The sequence below is a fragment of the Roseibium sp. genome (assembly GCF_025698965.1).
In the GTDB taxonomy this organism is placed as follows: Bacteria; Pseudomonadota; Alphaproteobacteria; order Rhizobiales; family Stappiaceae; genus Roseibium.
Window position 1 is genome coordinate 1 of the sequence record NZ_JAILWL010000068.1, and the last position, 18139, is coordinate 18139.

Annotated in this window: 20 protein-coding genes and 1 pseudogene; 15 read left to right on the forward strand and 6 right to left on the reverse strand. The window is 55.6% G+C overall.

Features of this window, described 5'->3' with window-relative positions; translation table 11 throughout:
- On the forward strand, positions 1-181 hold a 181-nt coding region (locus K5905_RS07795), incomplete at its 5' end, for a hypothetical protein (RefSeq protein WP_297582209.1).
- Positions 157-453, forward strand: a complete 297-nt coding sequence (locus K5905_RS07800; RefSeq protein WP_297582211.1) for a hypothetical protein — start codon at positions 157-159, stop codon at positions 451-453. The genes K5905_RS07795 and K5905_RS07800, both read left to right, overlap by 25 nt.
- Before the next feature lie 32 nt (positions 454-485).
- Here K5905_RS07800 and K5905_RS07805 read toward each other — a convergent pair whose 3' ends face one another.
- The 3 genes from K5905_RS07805 to K5905_RS07815 all read right to left on the reverse strand — a co-directional run bounded on the left by K5905_RS07805 (position 486) and on the right by K5905_RS07815 (position 2347).
- Positions 486-1238: an SDR family NAD(P)-dependent oxidoreductase gene (locus tag K5905_RS07805; RefSeq protein ID WP_297582214.1), complete on the reverse strand. Its 753-nt coding sequence runs from the start codon at positions 1236-1238 to the stop codon at positions 486-488.
- An 83-nt stretch (positions 1239-1321) separates the two neighbouring features.
- Positions 1322-1762 carry a hypothetical protein gene (locus K5905_RS07810; RefSeq protein ID WP_297582217.1) on the reverse strand — a complete coding sequence of 147 codons (441 nt, stop codon included), beginning with the start codon at positions 1760-1762 and terminating at the stop codon, positions 1322-1324.
- 330 nt (positions 1763-2092) lie between these two features.
- A complete protein-coding gene (locus tag K5905_RS07815; protein ID WP_297582220.1) occupies positions 2093-2347 on the reverse strand; it encodes a DUF465 domain-containing protein in 255 nt (84 codons plus the stop codon).
- Between the two features lie 777 nt (positions 2348-3124).
- Between K5905_RS07815 and K5905_RS07820 the strand changes: the two genes are divergently transcribed.
- The gene (locus K5905_RS07820) at positions 3125-3499 is read left to right on the forward strand and encodes a VOC family protein (RefSeq protein ID WP_297582225.1); all 375 of its coding nucleotides are present in this window, start codon (positions 3125-3127) and stop codon (positions 3497-3499) included.
- Positions 3500-3511: 12 nt separating this feature from the next.
- Positions 3512-4213 carry a YafY family protein gene (locus K5905_RS07825; RefSeq protein WP_297582228.1) on the forward strand — a complete coding sequence of 234 codons (702 nt, stop codon included), beginning with the start codon at positions 3512-3514 and terminating at the stop codon, positions 4211-4213.
- Positions 4214-4330: 117 nt separating this feature from the next.
- On the opposite strand, the gene K5905_RS07830 is transcribed toward K5905_RS07825, so the two are convergent.
- Positions 4331-5353 (reverse strand): LacI family DNA-binding transcriptional regulator, encoded by a 1023-nt coding sequence (locus K5905_RS07830; protein WP_297582230.1) that lies wholly within the window; start codon positions 5351-5353, stop codon positions 4331-4333.
- 85 nt (positions 5354-5438) lie between these two features.
- On the opposite strand from K5905_RS07830, the gene K5905_RS07835 reads away from it, so the two are divergent.
- The gene (locus tag K5905_RS07835) at positions 5439-6617 is read left to right on the forward strand and encodes a phytanoyl-CoA dioxygenase family protein (protein ID WP_297582232.1); all 1179 of its coding nucleotides are present in this window, start codon (positions 5439-5441) and stop codon (positions 6615-6617) included.
- Between the two features lie 15 nt (positions 6618-6632).
- Here the strand turns inward: K5905_RS07835 and K5905_RS07840 are convergent, their stop codons facing one another.
- Positions 6633-7280 (reverse strand): DUF1194 domain-containing protein, encoded by a 648-nt coding sequence (locus K5905_RS07840; protein ID WP_297582234.1) that lies wholly within the window; start codon positions 7278-7280, stop codon positions 6633-6635.
- Positions 7281-7570: 290 nt separating this feature from the next.
- Between K5905_RS07840 and K5905_RS07845 the strand changes: the two genes are divergently transcribed.
- The 10 genes from K5905_RS07845 (at position 7571) to K5905_RS07890 (ending at position 17908) form a co-directional block, all read left to right on the forward strand.
- Positions 7571-7825: a hypothetical protein gene (locus tag K5905_RS07845; protein ID WP_297582236.1), complete on the forward strand. Its 255-nt coding sequence runs from the start codon at positions 7571-7573 to the stop codon at positions 7823-7825.
- Positions 7826-7902: 77 nt separating this feature from the next.
- The gene (locus tag K5905_RS07850) at positions 7903-8571 is read left to right on the forward strand and encodes a response regulator transcription factor (RefSeq protein ID WP_297582237.1); all 669 of its coding nucleotides are present in this window, start codon (positions 7903-7905) and stop codon (positions 8569-8571) included.
- Entirely contained in the window at positions 8561-9982 is a 1422-nt protein-coding gene (locus K5905_RS07855) for an ATP-binding protein (RefSeq protein ID WP_297582239.1), read from the forward strand. The genes K5905_RS07850 and K5905_RS07855 overlap by 11 nt, the downstream gene beginning before the upstream one ends.
- Positions 9983-10151: 169 nt before the next feature.
- Entirely contained in the window at positions 10152-10595 is a 444-nt protein-coding gene (locus K5905_RS07860) for an RT0821/Lpp0805 family surface protein (RefSeq protein ID WP_297582240.1), read from the forward strand.
- A 118-nt stretch (positions 10596-10713) separates the two neighbouring features.
- A complete protein-coding gene (locus tag K5905_RS07865) occupies positions 10714-12189 on the forward strand; it encodes a hypothetical protein (RefSeq protein WP_297582241.1) in 1476 nt (491 codons plus the stop codon).
- Between the two features lie 126 nt (positions 12190-12315).
- Positions 12316-13449 (forward strand): c-type cytochrome biogenesis protein CcmI, encoded by a 1134-nt coding sequence (gene ccmI, locus K5905_RS07870; protein WP_297582242.1) that lies wholly within the window; start codon positions 12316-12318, stop codon positions 13447-13449.
- Between the two features lie 63 nt (positions 13450-13512).
- Positions 13513-13962, forward strand: coding sequence for a cytochrome c maturation protein CcmE (gene ccmE, locus K5905_RS07875; RefSeq protein ID WP_297582244.1), 450 nt, complete (start codon positions 13513-13515; stop codon positions 13960-13962).
- Positions 13963-13996: 34 nt separating this feature from the next.
- A complete protein-coding gene (locus tag K5905_RS07880; protein ID WP_297582247.1) occupies positions 13997-15988 on the forward strand; it encodes a heme lyase CcmF/NrfE family subunit in 1992 nt (663 codons plus the stop codon).
- Between the two features lie 4 nt (positions 15989-15992).
- Positions 15993-16478 carry a cytochrome c-type biogenesis protein gene (locus tag K5905_RS07885; RefSeq protein ID WP_297582249.1) on the forward strand — a complete coding sequence of 162 codons (486 nt, stop codon included), beginning with the start codon at positions 15993-15995 and terminating at the stop codon, positions 16476-16478.
- A 188-nt stretch (positions 16479-16666) separates the two neighbouring features.
- Entirely contained in the window at positions 16667-17908 is a 1242-nt protein-coding gene (locus tag K5905_RS07890) for a bifunctional alpha/beta hydrolase/OsmC family protein (RefSeq protein ID WP_297582250.1), read from the forward strand.
- 17 nt (positions 17909-17925) lie between these two features.
- Here K5905_RS07890 and K5905_RS07895 read toward each other — a convergent pair.
- A pseudogene (locus K5905_RS07895) lies at positions 17926-18139 on the reverse strand (hypothetical protein); the annotation flags it as partial.

Sequence of the window (18139 nt, forward strand, 5' to 3'; positions counted from 1 at the left end):
GTTCAAGGCAATCGATGTTGGAATCAGAAGCGAATTCGGAAAAATCGTGACGAACGTCACACCCTTAGACAAGGCTCTGGCTAGTTTTGAAAAACCAGTTCGTCCACACGGCCTAGGCGCGATGCGATCATCGCCGCCGATTTGGGAGATTTTCAGATGCGAAACCTTTGCCTTCTCGTGACCCTTTTTCTGGTTCAGCCTGCCTATGCGGACAACGATCCGAACCGGCCGACGGACAAGATTGCTGCGGATCTGAACATTGAGGAAGCTGTCTTTATCGAGTGCTTCAAACCGGTCAATCCGGAGCCTGGGAAATACCCGACCGGAGCTCAGCAGCAGGCAAACAAGGCCATTTTGCTACCCTGCCTGCAGCAAGCCAACTCGGCGATCACCAACGACCGCCTCGATGCGGTCATGGACAAGTACCGCCCGGAAGGTGCATTTCGAAAATAGTCCGTGAGACAAACTCAAGGGCTCGTGCGCCACTATTTCCTGAGTGCCGGTAACCCAATACCTGTACTGTCGAAACCACCGTCTGAAGCAATCACCTGACCAGTGACGTAACTTGCCTGGTCCGAGCACAAAAAGGCGATAACTTCCGCGATCTCCATTTCCGAACCATACCGGTTCAGCGGGATGGCATCGTGATAAGCGTCGACGATTTCAGCGCTGTGCACAGCCATTGCCAGTTTGGTTCGGACGGGGCCTGGACACACACAGTTCGAGCGCACGCCAAATTCGCCAAGTTCTGCAGCCTGTTGCTTTGTCAGTTGAATGACCGCTGCTTTCGAGGTGCCGTATGCGACACGCAAAGTGGATGCCCGCAACCCGGAAATCGACCCGATGTTGACAATTGAACCGCGGGTTTCCTTCAAGGCAGATATGGTTGCCTGTGAGACCAGAAAAACGCCGTCGAGATTGGTCTCCATCACTCTGCGCCACCCGGCAAAATCGGTTTCTTCGATTGGCCCGAATTCAGCAACACCTGCGTTGTTCACAACCGCATCCAGACGCCCGAACGCGGTGAGAAGTGCTGGTACGGTTTCCTGAACCTGTTCAGGCACGGAAACATCGCAGACAAAAGGAATTGCTCCTTCGAGACCATTGGAGGCGAGCGCAAGTTCCTCGCTGTCCCGGTCCAGCATGGCAACCTTCCAGCCGCGGTTTAGCATCAGCTTTGATGTTGCAAGGCCGATACCTCTGGCCGCACCGGTTATGAGGGCAACTTTCTGGGACATGGTTCACCGTTGAAAATGAGTAGTCGGATAGAACCCCACGCTATCAGGCAGCGTTCCGATGCTCAACGAAGAGAAAGTCGCACTCAACGCATGGAGATACAGACGCGAATAGCGCCGGCATTGTCCCAAAGGGCGATGTCCTTGTCATTGATCCGGAATGCGTAAATTCCGGCAGGATCCCGGCTGTTTACCGCAAGAGCAGCGAATTCCGCAAACGGCACAATCCGACCGGCCTGGTCTCGCACCAGCATTTCTCCAAACGCGTAGGACTGGTCGAATTTATACCCATAAAGCGGACCGAGCTTTTTTGCATCCTGGCCCGAGTAACCGCGTGGACCAACCGGCCTGTACATGCCCGAAATCACGGTCCAGTTACCGGAAAAGCTGACCTTTCGGATTTTCCCACCGGGAAGGGAAAGTTGTTGCCAGCCCTTTTTTGATTGAACGTCGACACAATGGTCGGCAGCCACTGCAAGTGTGGGTGCCAATGAGAAAAAAAGAAGAAATATCCGCAAAACACGCATGACCAAACCCGATGGATAACCCAACGGAAGATGGCTGCTGAAAGGCTGTAACGTCAAGCTTTTAGGCGAAAATGCGTGTTTTCTCTCACGCAAGCCTCACGCATTCTTTGCTTGCAACTCTCAAAGGGCAGCCCCACATCGTATAGTGAACGATGAGGGTCGTTCCTCCCCAGACTGGTGCCGGGTGCCGCTTAAAGCCCCGGCACCTTCTTTATGTTGTCCGGGTATCTAAAATCGATGTTTTATCGGGTTTTGCCACCCGGTAAAGGGCGGCCCGCGCCGTCGGACGGGGACGACGCGGGCTCTAACACCGGCCTGAAAAGGAGGGGCTCAGGACACGGTGTTTGCAGCGGCCGCCAATAGAGCGGCGATTTGATCTTTCAGATGAAGGCGTTTCTTTTTCAGGTCTTCCAGCACTTCGTCGGAGGCCGGTTCCACATCGGTTTCAATCCGGTGCACTTCACGGTTCACGGTGTGATACTCATCAGCCAAACGCGCAAAATGGGCGTCTTCGGTCTTCAGGGTGTGTAGTGTTTCGGTTGCTTCGGGAAATTCTTCGTGCAGTTCGTGTGGAACGTGACTCATACGGGTCCTCCTTTTGAGAACCACAAATTGCCGCCTCGCGAACACCGGCACCTTGAGAAAGATCAATTCGAGGAGCTTTTGTAGGGGAACACCCGACCATAGCCTGAGTGTCAGAAATCTCTCTGAATTCCGGCAGGTCGTAGGGACTGAAACGAGGCAGTCGGAATGAGACCCGTTGCCCTAGACGGGAAGAGACCGCCTTCTATCGAGAATAGCGGCCTCTGAACCACGTGCACATGTTATTCGTTTATTGCTCAAATAGATAGATTAGATTCTAGAGTGTCTGTAAAGACCTTGAACTTAATAATTTTCGAAACATTGAAGAAGTTGCGTCAACGGGTTCAGAATTACTGTTCTCGATCAGTCGTATGTCGCATTGAAATTTGAAATAGTAAGGGATTTTGTTGAATTGCATGGTTGTACTTGCACAACCATGGCCTGTATTAAGGCTATGTTGCGGTTAGTCGCGGTGGTGGAACATCAGCCGATCGGTGTTTGCGGCGAACCTTGATCGAACAGGAGTGATGAGAAAAAGGCTTGAGCCAGATTTTGAAACGTATCCGGAACAGGCAGCCGATCTGCCGGAACCGACGGAGCGGGTAAGACAGAAGATTTTTAATTCCTGCCATTTAGGCAAAACGGGACCAAGGTTCGCTTTTGATTTTCGCCGATTTTCCCGGTGTTTAAGGTATTCATTTCCTCAAAGTCTCCTGACAGAAGGCTGTCAGGAGATGGTTGATATGGTGATCCTCATCACAGCAACCACGGAGACTTTCCATGACATTTACTCCTGATCAATTCACCGTCTGGACGGAGATTCCCGTCCTGGATCTGGACAAGGCAATCAGTTTTTACAATGACGTTTTCAAAACAGAACTCAAACGTGTCACCGATATGGGGCCAAATCACATTGCAATCTTTCCGACCAAGGATCCAAACGGTGTCGCGGGGCATTTGTATCCCGGCAAACCCGCGGAAAAGGGAAGTGGGCCAACTGTCCACCTTGCATGTCCGGACACACTTGAGGAAACCATGGAGCGCTTCGCGAAAGCAGGAGGTGAGGTTGTCTCGGACCCTGTGGCGATTCCGGCTGGGCGTTTTGTCTACGGCATTGACCCGGATGGCAATTCAATCGGATTGTTCGCTCCGTAAGGAGACGAATTCATGAGACGCGCCGACCGCCTTTTCCAGATCGTACAATATCTGCGCGGCGGCCGGCTCGTCCGGGCACGCCAGCTTTCTGAATGGCTGGAAGTTTCCGAACGGACCATCTACCGCGATGTGGTCGATTTGCAGGCCTCAGGTGTCCCGATTGAGGGGGCTGCCGGTGTCGGGTACATCATGCGCGATGGCTATGAATTGCCGCCACTCATGTTCACTCGTGATGAAATTGTTGCCCTGTTGGCCGGCGCCCGACTGATCCGCGCCTGGGGTGGTGCTGCCATGGCGCGCGCCGCCGAAGAAGCGATGATCAAGATTGATGCGGTTCTGCCGGAAAAGATGCGCGTTCGGCAGAACGAGATCGAGATTCATGCTTTTGCACCCGAAATGACCCCGCAGGTTCGGGCTCATATTGATTTTCTCGAAACGGCTGCCGACTCCCGCAAACGGCTATCGATTGCCTATTGTGACAGCAAGGGGGATTCGACCGATCGCGTGATCCGGCCTCTGGGGCTCTGGTTCTGGGGCAAGGTCTGGACGCTGGTCGCATGGTGCGAGCTGCGAAAGGACTTCCGAATGTTTCGTTTGAATCGAATGTCCGAAATTCGTGAAACAGGCGACAAGTTCACGCCTGAACCCGGCAAAACGCTTAAGGACTTTTACCGGAGTATGGAGGAGGAAGGGCATGAGAAACCGGGCGCTTGACCGGTTTCAATCCAGGCCTTTTCCCGTCGCGCTATGCGCCACTCGGACCGGTTGAGCCACGATTTCCGTTGGAATGTCGCGCCTGACAGGTGATTGGACAGGTTCCTGAGCACCGGTTCAATCGGTCTTCGGGATGTTCATTGGCGTTACGACACCAATATCGCTCTCGGAAGACCCGGGAGCCTCCCCAAGACCGTGAAATGCCAGAATGTGTCTGATTGCCGATTTCATGTCGGCTCGAATGTCGTGGTGGAGAACGAAGGTCAAACGATCACTGCGCAGAAGGTCGAGATTGTCCTCATCAAGGTCGTGGGCAATGAAAATCGAAGGTTGTTGACCGGACTCTTCAAGCGATTTCAAGATGGCCTGATTGCCTCCGCCCATGGAATATACGCCCGCGATCCTGGCCTGACCCTTGATCTTTTCACCGACATCAATACCGGTTCGCGGATTCAGCCCGCCACCACCACTGGCGTCAATCAGCTTGAGGTCGGGGCGGTGCAGCAGGAGTTCGGACTTGAAAGCCTGGAAGCGGTCCACTTCCCCTTGGAACGCACGCTGGCTGAGCGTGGTCAGCACAGTCTCGTCATCCGGTTTCAGGAAATTGAGCATGAGATATGCCGCAGTTTTGCCGGCACTCACGTTGTTGAGGCCTGCATAGGCCAGCCGTTGGGAACCGGGGATGTCGGTAAAGATTGTCAGAACCGGTATGTTTTTGGCTACAAGTTCACCGATCGCCGCCCGGACTTCAGGCGTGTCCCGCGCTTTCAGGCAAACGCCCTGTGATCCACGTTTTTTGATCCGCGCCAGGATTGCTGCACAATCCTTTGCTGTCATGATTTCGGCCATCGCAAAGCGAGATCTGATTGCAGCAGGATGAAAATCATGAAGAACGTTCTCAACCGCGCGCCGTATTTCGCGACTGAACCGGCTGGGTGCTTCGACGACAATATCCAGAAAAATCCGGCGTCCCTTCGCAGCAAATTGGCCTTCCTGGGACGACAGTTCCTCAATTGCGTCCCGAACGCGAACGCGGGTCTGCGGACTGACATGCGCACGATTGTTGAGAACACGGTCAACCGTGGCAGTACTCAAACCTGCCTGAAGCGCTATCTCCTTAACCGGGAACCGATGTGTCATTTGATGGATTCTTGATGGGTTTTAACGTCAGTCGCAAGACCTGTGCTGTTATTCTGGACATCAAATTTGACTTTGGGAGGGATAAATGGATCTTCAGGCAAATTTGGGCGGCTATTTCGATTTGGCCAGTTGCGATATCGAGGAGTTTAAACAGCTGATCGATCAGCGGCTGGAGGAAGGCGAGGTTCCTCACGCCAACCGGATCGAGGCGAATATTCCCATATACGATATGGAAGAGTTGCAGTCCGTTCTTGCCGGTGGGGAAAATCGCCGCCGTCTGATGGCGGAATGGGCTCGGGTGCTTAAGGACCAGTCAGGCGTTCTGGTTTTGAAAAAAGCCTTTCCGGACACAACTTCGATTGATGCTGCAACCGAAATCTATAATCAGATTATTGCCGAAGAGAAGGAAACGGCAGGCGGTGGCGCAGACCATTTTGCGACTGCCGGTGCCAATGCAAGGATCTGGAACTCGCTCGAAAAATTGTGCCTGAAGTCGCCTGAAGTTTTTGCTGACTACTTCGCCAACCCGGCAATCGACACTGTCTGTGAGGCGTGGCTGGGACCGAACTATCAATTGACCGCCCAGGTCAATCTTGTGCGCCCGGGTGGTGCCGCGCAGCAGGCTCACAGGGATTACCATCTGGGCTTTCAAACTGCTGAAATCTGTGCCGGCTATCCGGCACATGTTCATGATCTGTCTCCGGTCATGACCTTGCAGGGTGCTGTGGCGCATACCGGCATGCCGTTGATCAGTGGCCCGACGAAACTGCTGCCGTATTCGCAACTCTACCGGCCAGGTTATATGGCTTATAGGCTGGATGCGTTCTCGGATTACTTTGAAGAAAACTATGTTCAGCTCCCGCTCGAAAAGGGTGACGCTCTGTTCTTCAATCCGGCGCTGTTTCATGCGGCCGGTGCCAATACCAGCGAAGATATCCAGCGAATGGCGAACCTTCTGCAGATTTCCTCAGCCTTTTGCCGGGCGATGGAGAGTATCGACCGACACGCCATGAGCCTGGCGCTTTACCCGGCGATTTTGGAGAGAGTTTCGAAGAAAAAGCAGGTAACCCCGGCACTGGAAGCGGCAGTGTCAGCTTGTGCGGAAGGCTATTCATTCCCGACAAATCTTGACAGAGATCCACCGGTTGGAGGTCTTGCACCCGTGACGCAGAAACAGCTTTTCCTGAATGCCTTAAGAGAAAGCAAGTCACCTGCGGAATTTGAGAAGGCACTGGCCGAACAGTCTCATCGAAGGCAGGGATAGGTAGCAGGTCACGGACTATTCGACGGCCGCGTAGCCGCTACCGAAAATTTCGCGCAAAAGCTTGCGTTTCATGGCTCGGGCATAATCTTCGTAGTCGGCAGCGATTTCGACGAATGCGCCCGGGCCTCGGATGACAAATCGCTGGTAATAGAGAGCAGGGACAGTATCGGGCGCGGCAATAACGAGGCCGTTGACTGTGATGCCTTCAAAATCGAAGGCTTTGTAAGCACTTTCAGGCCCGAAACCATCATTATTGATGCCGTCACCGGCCACATCGATGACCCTTCGGGCGCAGGGAGCAGGTGCGTGTCTCATCTGTACGGCCGCATAACCGAGGGCATAGCCGATTGCGGTCGGAAACTCCGTGAACCCCCTTGGCGATTGCCTGAGGGTTTGTGCGGCAGCTTCGGCACTGGCGGTGTCAGTCAGGTGCTGCCAGTTCAACTGCATCAACTGCTGAAAACGGCCACTCCATTCAAAGCTGGTGACCCAGATGCCACCGACAGTTTCGATGGCTTGAACAACATCAGGATCGCTGAGCGCGTCCGCAAGACCGTTCAACTGAAGGGAATGTTCTCTCGGATCAACGCTGGCAGAGCCGTCCATCGCCAGGACGAGCGCGAGAGAGCAGGCTTTGGCAGATGCCGAGGTCAAAGTGAACATACTGGCTACGGTGGGCACAAACGTGCGGCAACACCACCGGATCGCCGGGTGTCGGTAACAAGCAGTTTCCTCAGTTTGTGTCATCAGCAGGCAATCAGACATGTTCTCGGCAAGAAAGGAATATCCTAGCACAACCGCGAAATGACGATAGGCGTCGGGTGAAGGAGCTTTGTTGCGGAAAGGCGGAATGGAAGTGCTTTCAGCTTTCTAAAGGGATGGTTCAGCTTGCGTTCAGGTGAAATTGACTACACCTTGCCTATTCAATGGTGAGCAGAACCGGAATCGGATACGTGAAACAGATATTCGCCTTTTTAATCCTGACCTTGCTGGCTGTGGCGCCGGCCCAGGCAGCGTGCTTGTCGCAAGCGCAGGCCCGTGAAGCGGTCGCCAGTGGCAAAGCCGCCCCGCTTGGCTCCGTGGCCGGTCGCGCCGGTGGCGAGATCGTCAAAGCGCAGCTTTGCCAGCAGGGAGGCGGATATGTCTATGTTCTGTCGGTTCTGAAAAGCGGCAAGGTGACAACGGTCACAGTGCCGGCCAATCGGTAACTGCTAGAACCTTGTGATGCCGGTTGCTATCCGGCGGCAGCAATCTTTCAAGTTTCCAAGTCAAGAAGTAAAAGCCCATGCGCATCCTTGTTGTTGAAGACGATACCGATCTGAACCGCCAGCTGGTGACGGCCCTGGAAGAGGCCGGTTACGTGGTCGACAGCGCAGCGGATGGTGAAGACGGTCATTTCCTGGGAGATACCGAACCATATGACGCGGTCGTTCTGGATCTGGGGCTGCCGACTCTCGACGGTCTGTCCGTTCTGGAAAACTGGCGGCGGGACGGACGCACGATGCCGGTCCTGATTCTGACAGCCAGGGATCGCTGGTCCGACAAAGTGGCGGGCATTGATGCCGGTGCGGATGACTACGTCGCCAAACCGTTTCATATGGAAGAAGTTCTGGCACGCGTAAGGGCTCTGGTGAGACGTGCTGCAGGCCACGCTTCAAACGAATTGACCTGCGGTCCCGTTCGCCTCGACTTGCGCGCCGGTCGGGTCACTGTCGATGGCAGCGCAGTCAAGTTGACCTCGCATGAGTACCGACTTCTGTCCTATCTGCTGCATCACCAGGGCAAGGTGATTTCCAGAACGGAATTGACCGAACATCTCTATGATCAGGACTTTGACAGGGATTCCAACACGGTTGAAGTGTTTGTCGGAAGGCTGCGCAAGAAAATCGGTTCGGACCTGATCGAGACCATCCGTGGGCTTGGATATCGGCTTGGAGAAGCCAGTGAAGAGTGACGTTGGCTCCGAAACTGAAGATCACATTGCCGCTAAGCCGCAGCGCTCGCTTGCCGCACGTCTTGTAATTGTTGCAGCGGTCTGGTCGGCCATCGCGCTTGCGATTGCCGGCGTGTTTCTGGTCAGTCTCTATGAAAGGGCCAGCGAAAGAGCGTTTGATGCGCAACTCGAGGTTCATATCAAGTCGCTGATTTCCGGAATGCTGGAAACGAGTGCGACCGAGGGCAGGGCAACCCAGGCCGTCACTGCACCCACCTATCAGGGCGATCCGCGCTTTTCCCTGCCGCTGTCGGGTTGGTATTGGACTGTGCGGCGTGCGAACAGTTCTCAGATCCTATTTGCGTCCGGTTCCCTGCTTGGAGACCCACTGAGTGTGCCACCAATCGGCGACAATGAAACGGCGGCCGGTTATGTCACCGGCCCGACAGGAGATGAAATCAGGGTCCTGCAGCAACGCATCGCGATCGGCGATGAGCACTTTGTTATCGCTGTTGGTGCGGCAACAGCCGGGTTCTGGGCCGATATCTCGGAATTTGCACGACTTGTGACGCTGACCCTGTGCGTAGTCGGCCTTGGATTGATCCTGGCAATTTTTCTGCAGGTCAAAGTCGGCCTCAAACCGCTGGCGAGACTTCGCACGTCGCTTTCTGCGGTCCGGCAAGGGGAGGCGGATCGGATTGATGAAGCACTGCCGCGTGAAATCGCACCTCTGGCCGTCGAACTGAATGGATTGATTGTCTCCAACAAGGAGATCGTAGAGCGGGCACGGACCCATGTCGGCAATCTTGCACACGGCTTGAAGACACCTCTTTCCGTCATTTCCAACGAGGCCCGGTCTGCCGGTGGTCCACTTGCGGAAAAGATGTCTGAACAGGCAGCAATCATGTCCACTCAGATCCAGCATCACCTTGAGCGGGCCCGGATGGCGGCACAGCGACGGGTGATCGGTGTTTCCTGCGAGACCGAACCCGTCCTTGGGCGGCTCAACCGGGCCATGGGCAAAATCTATCAGGACAAAGGCGTGACTGTTGAATTTGATCAGACGACTCCGATCCGGTTTCGGGGCGAAAGCCAGGATCTGGAGGAAATGAGCGGCAACCTGATCGACAACGCCTGCAAGTGGGCCGATTCACGCGTTATCGTCAAAGTGGCCCCTCTCGATGACCCGGCGACAAATCGGGAGATGTTTTCAATCACGGTTGAGGATGACGGGCCGGGACTGACCCGCGAGCAGAGGGCAGAAGCAGTGAAACGTGGCAGACGCCTGGATGAAACAGTTCCTGGAACCGGTCTCGGACTGTCAATTGTTGCTGATCTTGCAGCACTTTACGGGGGAACATTCGAGTTGGATGGAACTTCACTCGGAGGCTTGAAAGCAACATTGACGCTGCCGGCCTTGAGCCGTGAATGAGTAAATTCAGCGTGGTTCTTCTGCAACGTCTGAACTGACTGTGATGGAGTGTGACGTAAATCACTGGCCAAAAGACTGGATTGTGGCCAAGTTCGGCCACAAAGTGAAAATAACACTGATTCTGTTGCCGGATCACACCGGCCTTCACGCCTCTTAGGAGCCTCCAAGCATGCGATTGCGCACTGCCACATGTCTTGTTCTTGTCACGGCTTTGTCCGGCTGCTCATTGACGTCAGGTGCAAATCAAAGCGGAGCGTGGGGAGCAGGCTCGTTTTTTGGTGATCCCAACAGCAATGTAAGCGGATCTGAAGCCAATACAGCGATTTCGGTTCTGGTGAACAACGAATTTGGCGACGCGCTGGAACCATCTGACCGCAAGGCGGCCGAAGACGCACAGAACAGGGCCCTGAGAGCTCGCGGTATCGGCGTGTCTGTTGCCTGGCAGAACGAGCGCACCGGTCGCAGTGGTCAAGTCAGACCCGGGCCGGTCTATTCGGTCAACGACACGAGCTGCCGGGAGTTCACTCACGAGATGGTGCTTCAGGGGCAGACCCTGCAGGCGCGCGGTACAGCTTGTGAAACTGAACGCGGAAATTGGCAGGTAATCGGTTAGACGGCTCGCCGGAAAGCCTTCGTATCCGCAAGGTTCATAGAAATATTCTCAACACTTGCTTAAGTCTTGTGCAGGTATCATTGCGCGATTAGAGACCGCGGTGATGTTGACGCACTGAATGAGCTACTCAGATCAGCTTGAGACCAAATTGAAGACCTATCTGAGCAGCCTCAACCCCAAAGCGGTTGAGGCGCTGGTCCGGAATTTGGAAAAAGCCAAGGCTCAAAAAGACAAGGATCCCCATCTCAATCTCATTCTTGCTGCTGCTGTGACTTTGCTGCGCAAGCCGCAAAAGGGCCCCCTTGAACTGCCCGGTGGCGACCATCGACGGAGCCAGATCCAGCGGTTGTTTTTTTCCCCGCTGGAAGATTTTCTGATCAACGAGACTTTGCCGAACCGCCAGGAGGGTCGGATCAACAGGGCTGTTCTTGATCGTGTCTGGACATGGCTCAGCCGCGACCTGATCGCCGTCGATGTTCGTATGGTTCTGGACCAGGCGGGCAACGCAGCCGTGAGCGGTGAACGGGTTGACGCTCTCGTCCAGGCCCTGCGCTCACGTGCCGTCGACGCCATCGGCACTGCGTTGGAAAAGTGTGAGACATCGGAAAAGGAGCGACGCCGTATCGGTGTTGAACTTGGAGGCGAGCGCGGAATTGCCGAACTTGTCGACATTCAGAAGATCTTTGCCGCCGAGCGCTGGCTTTTGCCGTTCCTTCAAAATATTCCGGATCGCGTCAATGAACATCGGTTGAAGCAGGACACGGACGTGCTGCGACTGGTCGACAAATGCTCTTCACGTTTCCCCGACCATATCCCGGTTATTGCCGCAGCGCTGATTGATCGCGCCGACACACCGTCTGCCTTGTGCACCTTTGCCGGGCGTTTGGCAGGTGATACCGACCCCAAGGTCATCGCAAATTCGCCCTTCGCCCCTTTTGTCGATGTTGTCATGAGCGAGGCAGAACGACTGCAGATCCTTGCACTGGAACACCGCAACAACAATCCCGATCCGGTCGCTTTCTCCCAGGCGCTGGGCGAATATCATGCGCTTGTTCGCGGGGTTGAACGCGATATGGATCTGTCGCTGAGCGGCAAGTGGCACAAGCGTCTATCGGAGACCAAACGAAGCATCTCCGGTGAAGTGACCAGAGAATTGAACAATGCACATGGCGCTATCCGGCGTGCTCTGCAGGTGCCGAAATTCGACAAGAGCGGCAAGTTGCAGGTCAATCAGGCAGCAATTGATGAAGCGGTGCGAATTCTTCGGGTTGTCACCATGTCACGCAACGCCTCGGAAACTTTCGCAGTCAACGATGTCAGCAAGCGCACGCGCCAGGCCGTCGAGCAGACGCTGGAAATCGTAACGCGTTCGCTGATTACAGATCTTGGAAAGGCGCACGGCCAGCAGTTGGAAGCGCAGACTGCAGCCGCGGATGCCGCGATCACGCTTTCAGAAATCTATTTTGGTGCAGACTATGCGGCTCAATTGCGCCGCAGCCGTCAATCGGCCGTTTCCAAAGCCAAGGGTACAGCTGGAAGCACAGCACCAACTGCCGAACGCAAGCTCGTCGCAAGCGCGCTAGGGCGGCGATAGCAGCCCCGATTCTGGTTGCGTAAATTCGACCATTTCTATTGACCAAACTCAATGTGACTGGCGCGACTGCCGGTCACAGTGCAACAGTCTTGCAATTGCCCCGATTGAAATGTCTATAGTGCCGCCATGGTTTTCTGGATCTTAATCGCTGTAATGACAGGGGTAGCGGCCCTGTCTGTACTGGTTCCGCTGTCGAGGACAAAGCGTTTCCCGGCCGCATCCGCTGCAAATGCGGATGAAGAGGTTTATCGCGATCAACTGGCAGCGATTGACAGCGAGCTGGAACGTGGACTGATCGACCCGGGGGCTGCGGAAGCTGCCAGGACCGAAGTCGCACGCCGGCTTCTTGCTGCGCATGACAAAAATTCCGGCACACCGGAAGCGCGGTCCGAAGGAGCAAGGCTGAAGCTGGCACAGGCTTTGGCTCTGCTTGCGTTGCCGGTTATGGCTCTGGGTATTTACTTCACTCTTGGTGCTCCGGACGTGCCGGACCAGCCGCTCACCACACGCCTCAATGCACCTGCTGAAGAACAGTCGGTGGACATTCTGGTGGCGAGGGTCGAACGGCATCTTGCTGATAATCCTGAAGATGGTCAGGGCTGGTCTGTCATCGCACCTGTCTATTTGACGCTTGGCCAGCCGCAGGCATCCGCGCGCGCTTATGCAAATGCCATTCGGATTCTCGGACCCCGACCGGACTGGCTCACCGATATGGGTGAAGCCATGACAATGGCGAATCAGGGACTTGTTTCAGCGGATGCGCGACAAGCGTTCGAGCAGGCTGTCGAAATGGAGCCGGACGCGGTCAAACCGAGATTTTTTCTCGCGATCGCACTGGGCCAGGAAGGAAAAAAAGACTCTGCTATCAAGGCGTGGGAAGCACTTCTTGAAGGAGCAGATGAAACGGAGGCCTGGGTACAGGCAGCGCGGCAGCAACTTGCCGAGCTGAATGGCGGCAGTCCGCTTGTCGCAGCACTTGGGGGACCATCGACGGAAGACATTGCGGCAGCCCAGGATATGGATGCCGCTGATCGACAACAGATGATCAGCGGAATGGTCAGCGGTCTGGCGGAACGACTCGAGGCGGATGGGGGCTCGCCCGAGGAATGGAACCGCCTGATACGGGCCTATATGGTTCTGGGTGAAAAGCAGAAAGCTGAAACAGCCTTGGCAGACGCACAGGCAGCTTATGCGGATAAACCTGAGCAATTGTCTCTGATCAAGGACGCCGCAAGCCAGCTTGGTTTAACAGGGTCTTAGATAGCAAACAGCGTGCGGACATGCCGTACGTGCAGCCACTTGAAGACTTCGGACGGAATAGAAATGACACGCAAGCAAAGAAGGTTGACCCTTATTGGATCGGCTGGCGCCGTACTCGCGGTTGCGCTGGGATTGATCCTGTTTGCTCTAAACGATCAAATCGTCTTTTTCCAAAGCCCGACGGACATCACACAAAGCACAGTTCCAACCGGTCAGCGGATCAGACTTGGGGGGCTGGTCGAGGAAGGATCCGTGATCCGTTCCGACAATGCGGAGGTCAGCTTTCGGGTGACCGACATGGCAAATGCAGTAGCCGTGACCTATAAAGGAATTTTGCCGGATCTGTTCCGGGAGGGGCAGGGCGTCGTGACGGAAGGCGTGATTGGATCGGATGGCGTATTTGTCGCCGATAGCGTGCTGGCAAAGCATGACGAGAACTACGTCCCCAAGGAAGTGGCTGAAGCTTTGAAGGCACAGGGCCATTGGCAGGGCGGCGAGGGTGAAGCCCAGTAGCGGCAACGGAAACTAGTACAGGACGCAACTTCCAATGTTAGTCGAATTCGGACATTACGCGCTTGTCCTGGCATTTGCCCTGACGCTAGTGCAATCGGTGCTGCCTCTATGGGGCGCGCTGTCAGGAGACCAGCGTCTGATGGCTGTCGCGCCACCAGCCTCTGTAACGATATTCATGTTGGTCCTGGCATCCTTCACTGTGTTGACGATCGCCTATGTGACGTCGGATTTTTCGGTTCTGAACGTTCTGGAAAACTCTCATTCCGCCAAGCCGATGCTCTATAAGTTCACCGGGGTCTGGGGGAACCACGAAGGCTCGATGTTGCTTTGGGTCCTCATTCTGGTGTTTTTCGGTGCACTTGTCGGCATTTTCGGCCGCAATCTTCCGGCGGATCTCAGGGCAGCGACATTGGCCGTCCAGGCTTGGGTTTCAGCAGGGTTTCTCCTGTTTCTTCTGGCAACATCCAACCCGTTCGAGCGTGTCTTGAACCCGCCTCTGGAAGGTGCCGATCTAAACCCGATCCTTCAGGATATCGGCCTCGCAATCCATCCACCGTTGCTCTATGTCGGTTATGTCGGCTTTTCGATCACTTTCTCCTTCGCCGTAGCGGCGCTGATCCTGGGCCGTCTTGATGCAGCCTGGGCACGTTGGGTACGGCCTTGGACGCTTCTGGCCTGGAGTTTTCTGACACTCGGTATCGCCATGGGCTCCTATTGGGCCTATTACGAACTCGGCTGGGGGGGATGGTGGTTCTGGGACCCGGTCGAAAACGCAAGTTTCATGCCCTGGCTGGCCGGCACGGCACTATTGCATTCCGCGATTGTCATGGAAAAACGTGAAGCATTGAAAGTCTGGACGGTTCTCCTGGCGATCTTCACGTTTTCCCTGTCTTTGCTTGGGACATTCCTGGTGCGTTCAGGTGTTCTGACTTCCGTTCACGCCTTCGCCACGGATCCGGCGCGCGGTGTTTTCATCCTTGCCCTTCTTTGCATTTTCATCGGCGGGTCTCTGTCGCTCTATGCTTGGCGGGCACCGATGCTGAAACAGGGTGGACTGTTCGCTCCGATCAGCCGCGAGGGTGGACTGGTTCTGAACAATCTTTTCCTCACGGCTGCCACCGCGGCTGTCTTTGTAGGCACACTCTACCCGCTGGTGCTTGACGCGATCACGGGCGAAAAAATCTCAGTCGGTGCTCCGTTCTTCAATTTGACCTTCGGTCCGCTGATGATACCGCTTCTGATTGCCGTACCGTTCGGACCGGTCCTTTCCTGGAAACGGGGGGATCTGCTGGCGGCAACACAAAGGCTCTATGCAGCGCTGGGCCTGGCACTGTTGATGACGCTCTTTACGTTCTGGCTCTGGGGCATGGAAAAGGTTCTGGCGCCGCTCGGCGTCGGGTTGGCTGTCTGGGTGATGGCGGGCGCTATCGCCGAGATCGTCACCAGAGTGAAGTTCTTCGAGATTGGTGCGAAACGAGGTTTTGCCCGTCTGCTTGGGTTGCCCGGTTCTGCCTGGGGAACGACCATTGCCCATTTCGGTATTGGTGTAACTGTCCTTGGAATTGTCACGGCATCTGCTTTTCAGGAAGAGCGGATTACCACAATGCGGCCCGGCGACACCGTCAATCTGGTCGGATACGAAGTCACTTTCGACGGGGCAGCTCCCCGGCAGGGACCGAACTACACGGAAGAAGTCGGACATTTCACCATTCGCAAGGCTGGCGCCTATGTGACCGAACTCGATCCGTCGAAGCGTGTCTATACGGCGCGCCAGATGCCGACGACAGAAGCCGGTATCCACACGATCGGCTTCTCACAGCTCTATTTGTCGCTTGGCGAGAGCCGGGGGGATGGCGCTGTTGATGTGCGGGTCTATTTCAAGCCTCTGATCACGCTCATCTGGATCGGGAGTGTCATCATGGCTCTGGGTGCGGCTTTCTCCATGGCGGACCGGCGACTGCGGATCGGAGCACCGAAACCGGCAGCCAAGCGCAAGGTGGCTCCGGCTGCCGTGCCTGCGGAGTAGGACCATGATCCGTTCGTTTATGACCAGCCTTGCGCTTTGCTTCTTGCTTCTGACCGGGGCGGCTCATGCAGTCACACCCGACGAGGTTCTGGACGACCCGGCTCTGGAAGCGCGCGCGCGAGCGCTTTCCGCGGAACTGCGGTGCATGGTCTGTCAAAACCAGTCGATCGACGACAGCGACGCGCCGTTGGCCAAGGATCTGCGGGTGCTCGTGCGAGAACGGTTGGTCGCCGGCGACAGCGACACGGAAGTTGTTGACTATCTGGTCGACCGATATGGCGAATTTGTCCTGCTGAAGCCTCGCTTTGCGTGGCACACACTGGTTCTTTGGGCCGCAGGACCGCTCGCGCTGGTGGCCGGTGCGATTGCGATTATTCTGGCTCTCAGAAATCGCTCAAGGCGTCTTCAGCAAGCTTCTGCACCGGGGCAGACGAAACTCTCGGAAGACGAAGAGAACCGCTTGAAGGCCTTGCTGAACGAAACTGACTGACTGTGATTGCCTGTTTCGACAGGTTAAATGCGCCTCACGGCTCTCACACCAAGCCGTGATTTGCAGGAACCGCCATCATGCCTACTTCTGGATCGAGTAATTCTGAAGGTGGCAATTGCATCTGTCGGTCCGCGCTATTGGTCCGGAACAGGTGGAATTCGCCCTGACGAACCCTGGAGGGCAAAAGAATGGCAACTCGTCCACTGAAACTGGAATTTGATGGCGCCCGTGGTGCCAGACTCGCCGCCCGTCTGGATCTTCCGGCAGGAAAAATCCGCGCATTCGCACTCTTTGCCCATTGCTTTACCTGTTCCAAGGATATTCCCGCAGCTCGACATATCGCCGGGACACTCAGCATGGAAGGCATTGCGGTTCTGCGTTTTGATTTTACCGGCCTCGGCGGCAGCGGTGGTGATTTCTCGTCGACCGGATTTTCCTCGAATGTCGAAGACCTGAAACGTGCGGCCGACTTTCTGCGCCAGAATTACGAAGCGCCGCAGATCCTGATTGGCCATTCCCTTGGCGGTGCAGCTGTCCTCTCGGTCGCATCAGACATTCCGGAAGTGCGTGCTGTTGTTACAATCGGGGCGCCATCCGAAGCCGATCACGTCATCCATAACTTCAAGGGTGCGGTGGACCTGATCCGTTCAGAGGGAAAGGGCGAGGTGGATCTCGCAGGTCGAACGTTCACAATCCGCAGCGAGTTCCTCGATGACCTGGAAGAACAGTCGGTGAGAGACAAGGTATCGCGGCTCGGCAAACCGCTTCTTGTCATGCATGCACCGCTTGATGAAACCGTGGGTATCGACAATGCCACGAATATTTTTATCGCAGCCAGACATCCGAAGAGTTTTGTGTCACTGGACAAGGCTGACCATCTCTTGACGAGAAGCGATGACGCGGCATATGCGGCGAGGGTCATTGCCGGTTGGGTAAGTGGTTATCTGGACAAACCCGCTGCGACTGGTTCTTCCGAACTGAAGGCGGGCGTTGAAGTCGTCGAGACCGGGCAGGGCAAGTTTCAGGCCATGGTAGTCAGCGGCGAACACAGGCTGATTGCCGATGAGCCGGCTGACTATGGCGGACTGGATAGCGGTCCGTCCCCTTATGGCTATTTGTCAGCTGCCCTTGGCGCCTGCACGGTGATGACGCTCAGAATGTATGCCGACCGGAAGGGACTTTCGATCGACCGGATCGGAACGCGTGTATTGCATGACAAGGTTCATGCCGTCGATTGTGAGGATTGTGCGGATGAGTTGAAGGCGCGGGGCGGCAAGGTCGACCGTTTCGAAAGATTAATCACGCTCGAAGGCGACCTGGATGAACCCACCCGGACGCGCATGCTGGAAATCGCCGATAAATGCCCGGTCCACAGAACCTTGGAAGCAGGCGCTGCCGTCGTCACGCGCGAGGTTAAGCCTGGCACATGACAGCGGCGCCGCAGCCGTTAGGCTGCCTGCGCCTGCAGCGTGCCGAGCCGGATTTTCATGAAGGAGAGAAGCCGCCGTGCATCCTTGTCCGTCAGGGACTTGTAATTCTCGATCCAGTTCTCGATCGTAGAACTTGGTTGTTTGTTGTGCATCGCCCGGGCTCGGCAAAGAGCGGCATAATCGGTGTTTTCAACACCCATGGCGCGGCACAGAACCGCAATGCCGGTGGCG

What these genes read in the sequence shown, in the direction of transcription:
- K5905_RS07865 (WP_297582241.1), top strand. Translation starts at nt 10,714, where the DNA reads ATGAGCTACTCAGATCAGCTTGAGACCAAATTGAAGACCTATCTGAGC.
- K5905_RS07830 (WP_297582230.1), bottom strand. Translation starts at nt 5,353, where the DNA reads ATGACACATCGGTTCCCGGTTAAGGAGATAGCGCTTCAGGCAGGTTTG.
- K5905_RS07860 (WP_297582240.1), top strand. Translation starts at nt 10,152, where the DNA reads ATGCGATTGCGCACTGCCACATGTCTTGTTCTTGTCACGGCTTTGTCC.
- K5905_RS07805 (WP_297582214.1), bottom strand. Translation starts at nt 1,238, where the DNA reads ATGTCCCAGAAAGTTGCCCTCATAACCGGTGCGGCCAGAGGTATCGGC.
- K5905_RS07815 (WP_297582220.1), bottom strand. Translation starts at nt 2,347, where the DNA reads ATGAGTCACGTTCCACACGAACTGCACGAAGAATTTCCCGAAGCAACC.
- K5905_RS07835 (WP_297582232.1), top strand. Translation starts at nt 5,439, where the DNA reads ATGGATCTTCAGGCAAATTTGGGCGGCTATTTCGATTTGGCCAGTTGC.
- K5905_RS07885 (WP_297582249.1), top strand. Translation starts at nt 15,993, where the DNA reads ATGATCCGTTCGTTTATGACCAGCCTTGCGCTTTGCTTCTTGCTTCTG.
- K5905_RS07820 (WP_297582225.1), top strand. Translation starts at nt 3,125, where the DNA reads ATGACATTTACTCCTGATCAATTCACCGTCTGGACGGAGATTCCCGTC.
- K5905_RS07840 (WP_297582234.1), bottom strand. Translation starts at nt 7,280, where the DNA reads ATGTTCACTTTGACCTCGGCATCTGCCAAAGCCTGCTCTCTCGCGCTC.
- K5905_RS07810 (WP_297582217.1), bottom strand. Translation starts at nt 1,762, where the DNA reads ATGCGTGTTTTGCGGATATTTCTTCTTTTTTTCTCATTGGCACCCACA.
- K5905_RS07890 (WP_297582250.1), top strand. Translation starts at nt 16,667, where the DNA reads ATGGCAACTCGTCCACTGAAACTGGAATTTGATGGCGCCCGTGGTGCC.
- K5905_RS07800 (WP_297582211.1), top strand. Translation starts at nt 157, where the DNA reads ATGCGAAACCTTTGCCTTCTCGTGACCCTTTTTCTGGTTCAGCCTGCC.
- K5905_RS07880 (WP_297582247.1), top strand. Translation starts at nt 13,997, where the DNA reads ATGTTAGTCGAATTCGGACATTACGCGCTTGTCCTGGCATTTGCCCTG.
- K5905_RS07825 (WP_297582228.1), top strand. Translation starts at nt 3,512, where the DNA reads ATGAGACGCGCCGACCGCCTTTTCCAGATCGTACAATATCTGCGCGGC.
- K5905_RS07850 (WP_297582237.1), top strand. Translation starts at nt 7,903, where the DNA reads ATGCGCATCCTTGTTGTTGAAGACGATACCGATCTGAACCGCCAGCTG.
- ccmE (WP_297582244.1), top strand. Translation starts at nt 13,513, where the DNA reads ATGACACGCAAGCAAAGAAGGTTGACCCTTATTGGATCGGCTGGCGCC.
- ccmI (WP_297582242.1), top strand. Translation starts at nt 12,316, where the DNA reads ATGGTTTTCTGGATCTTAATCGCTGTAATGACAGGGGTAGCGGCCCTG.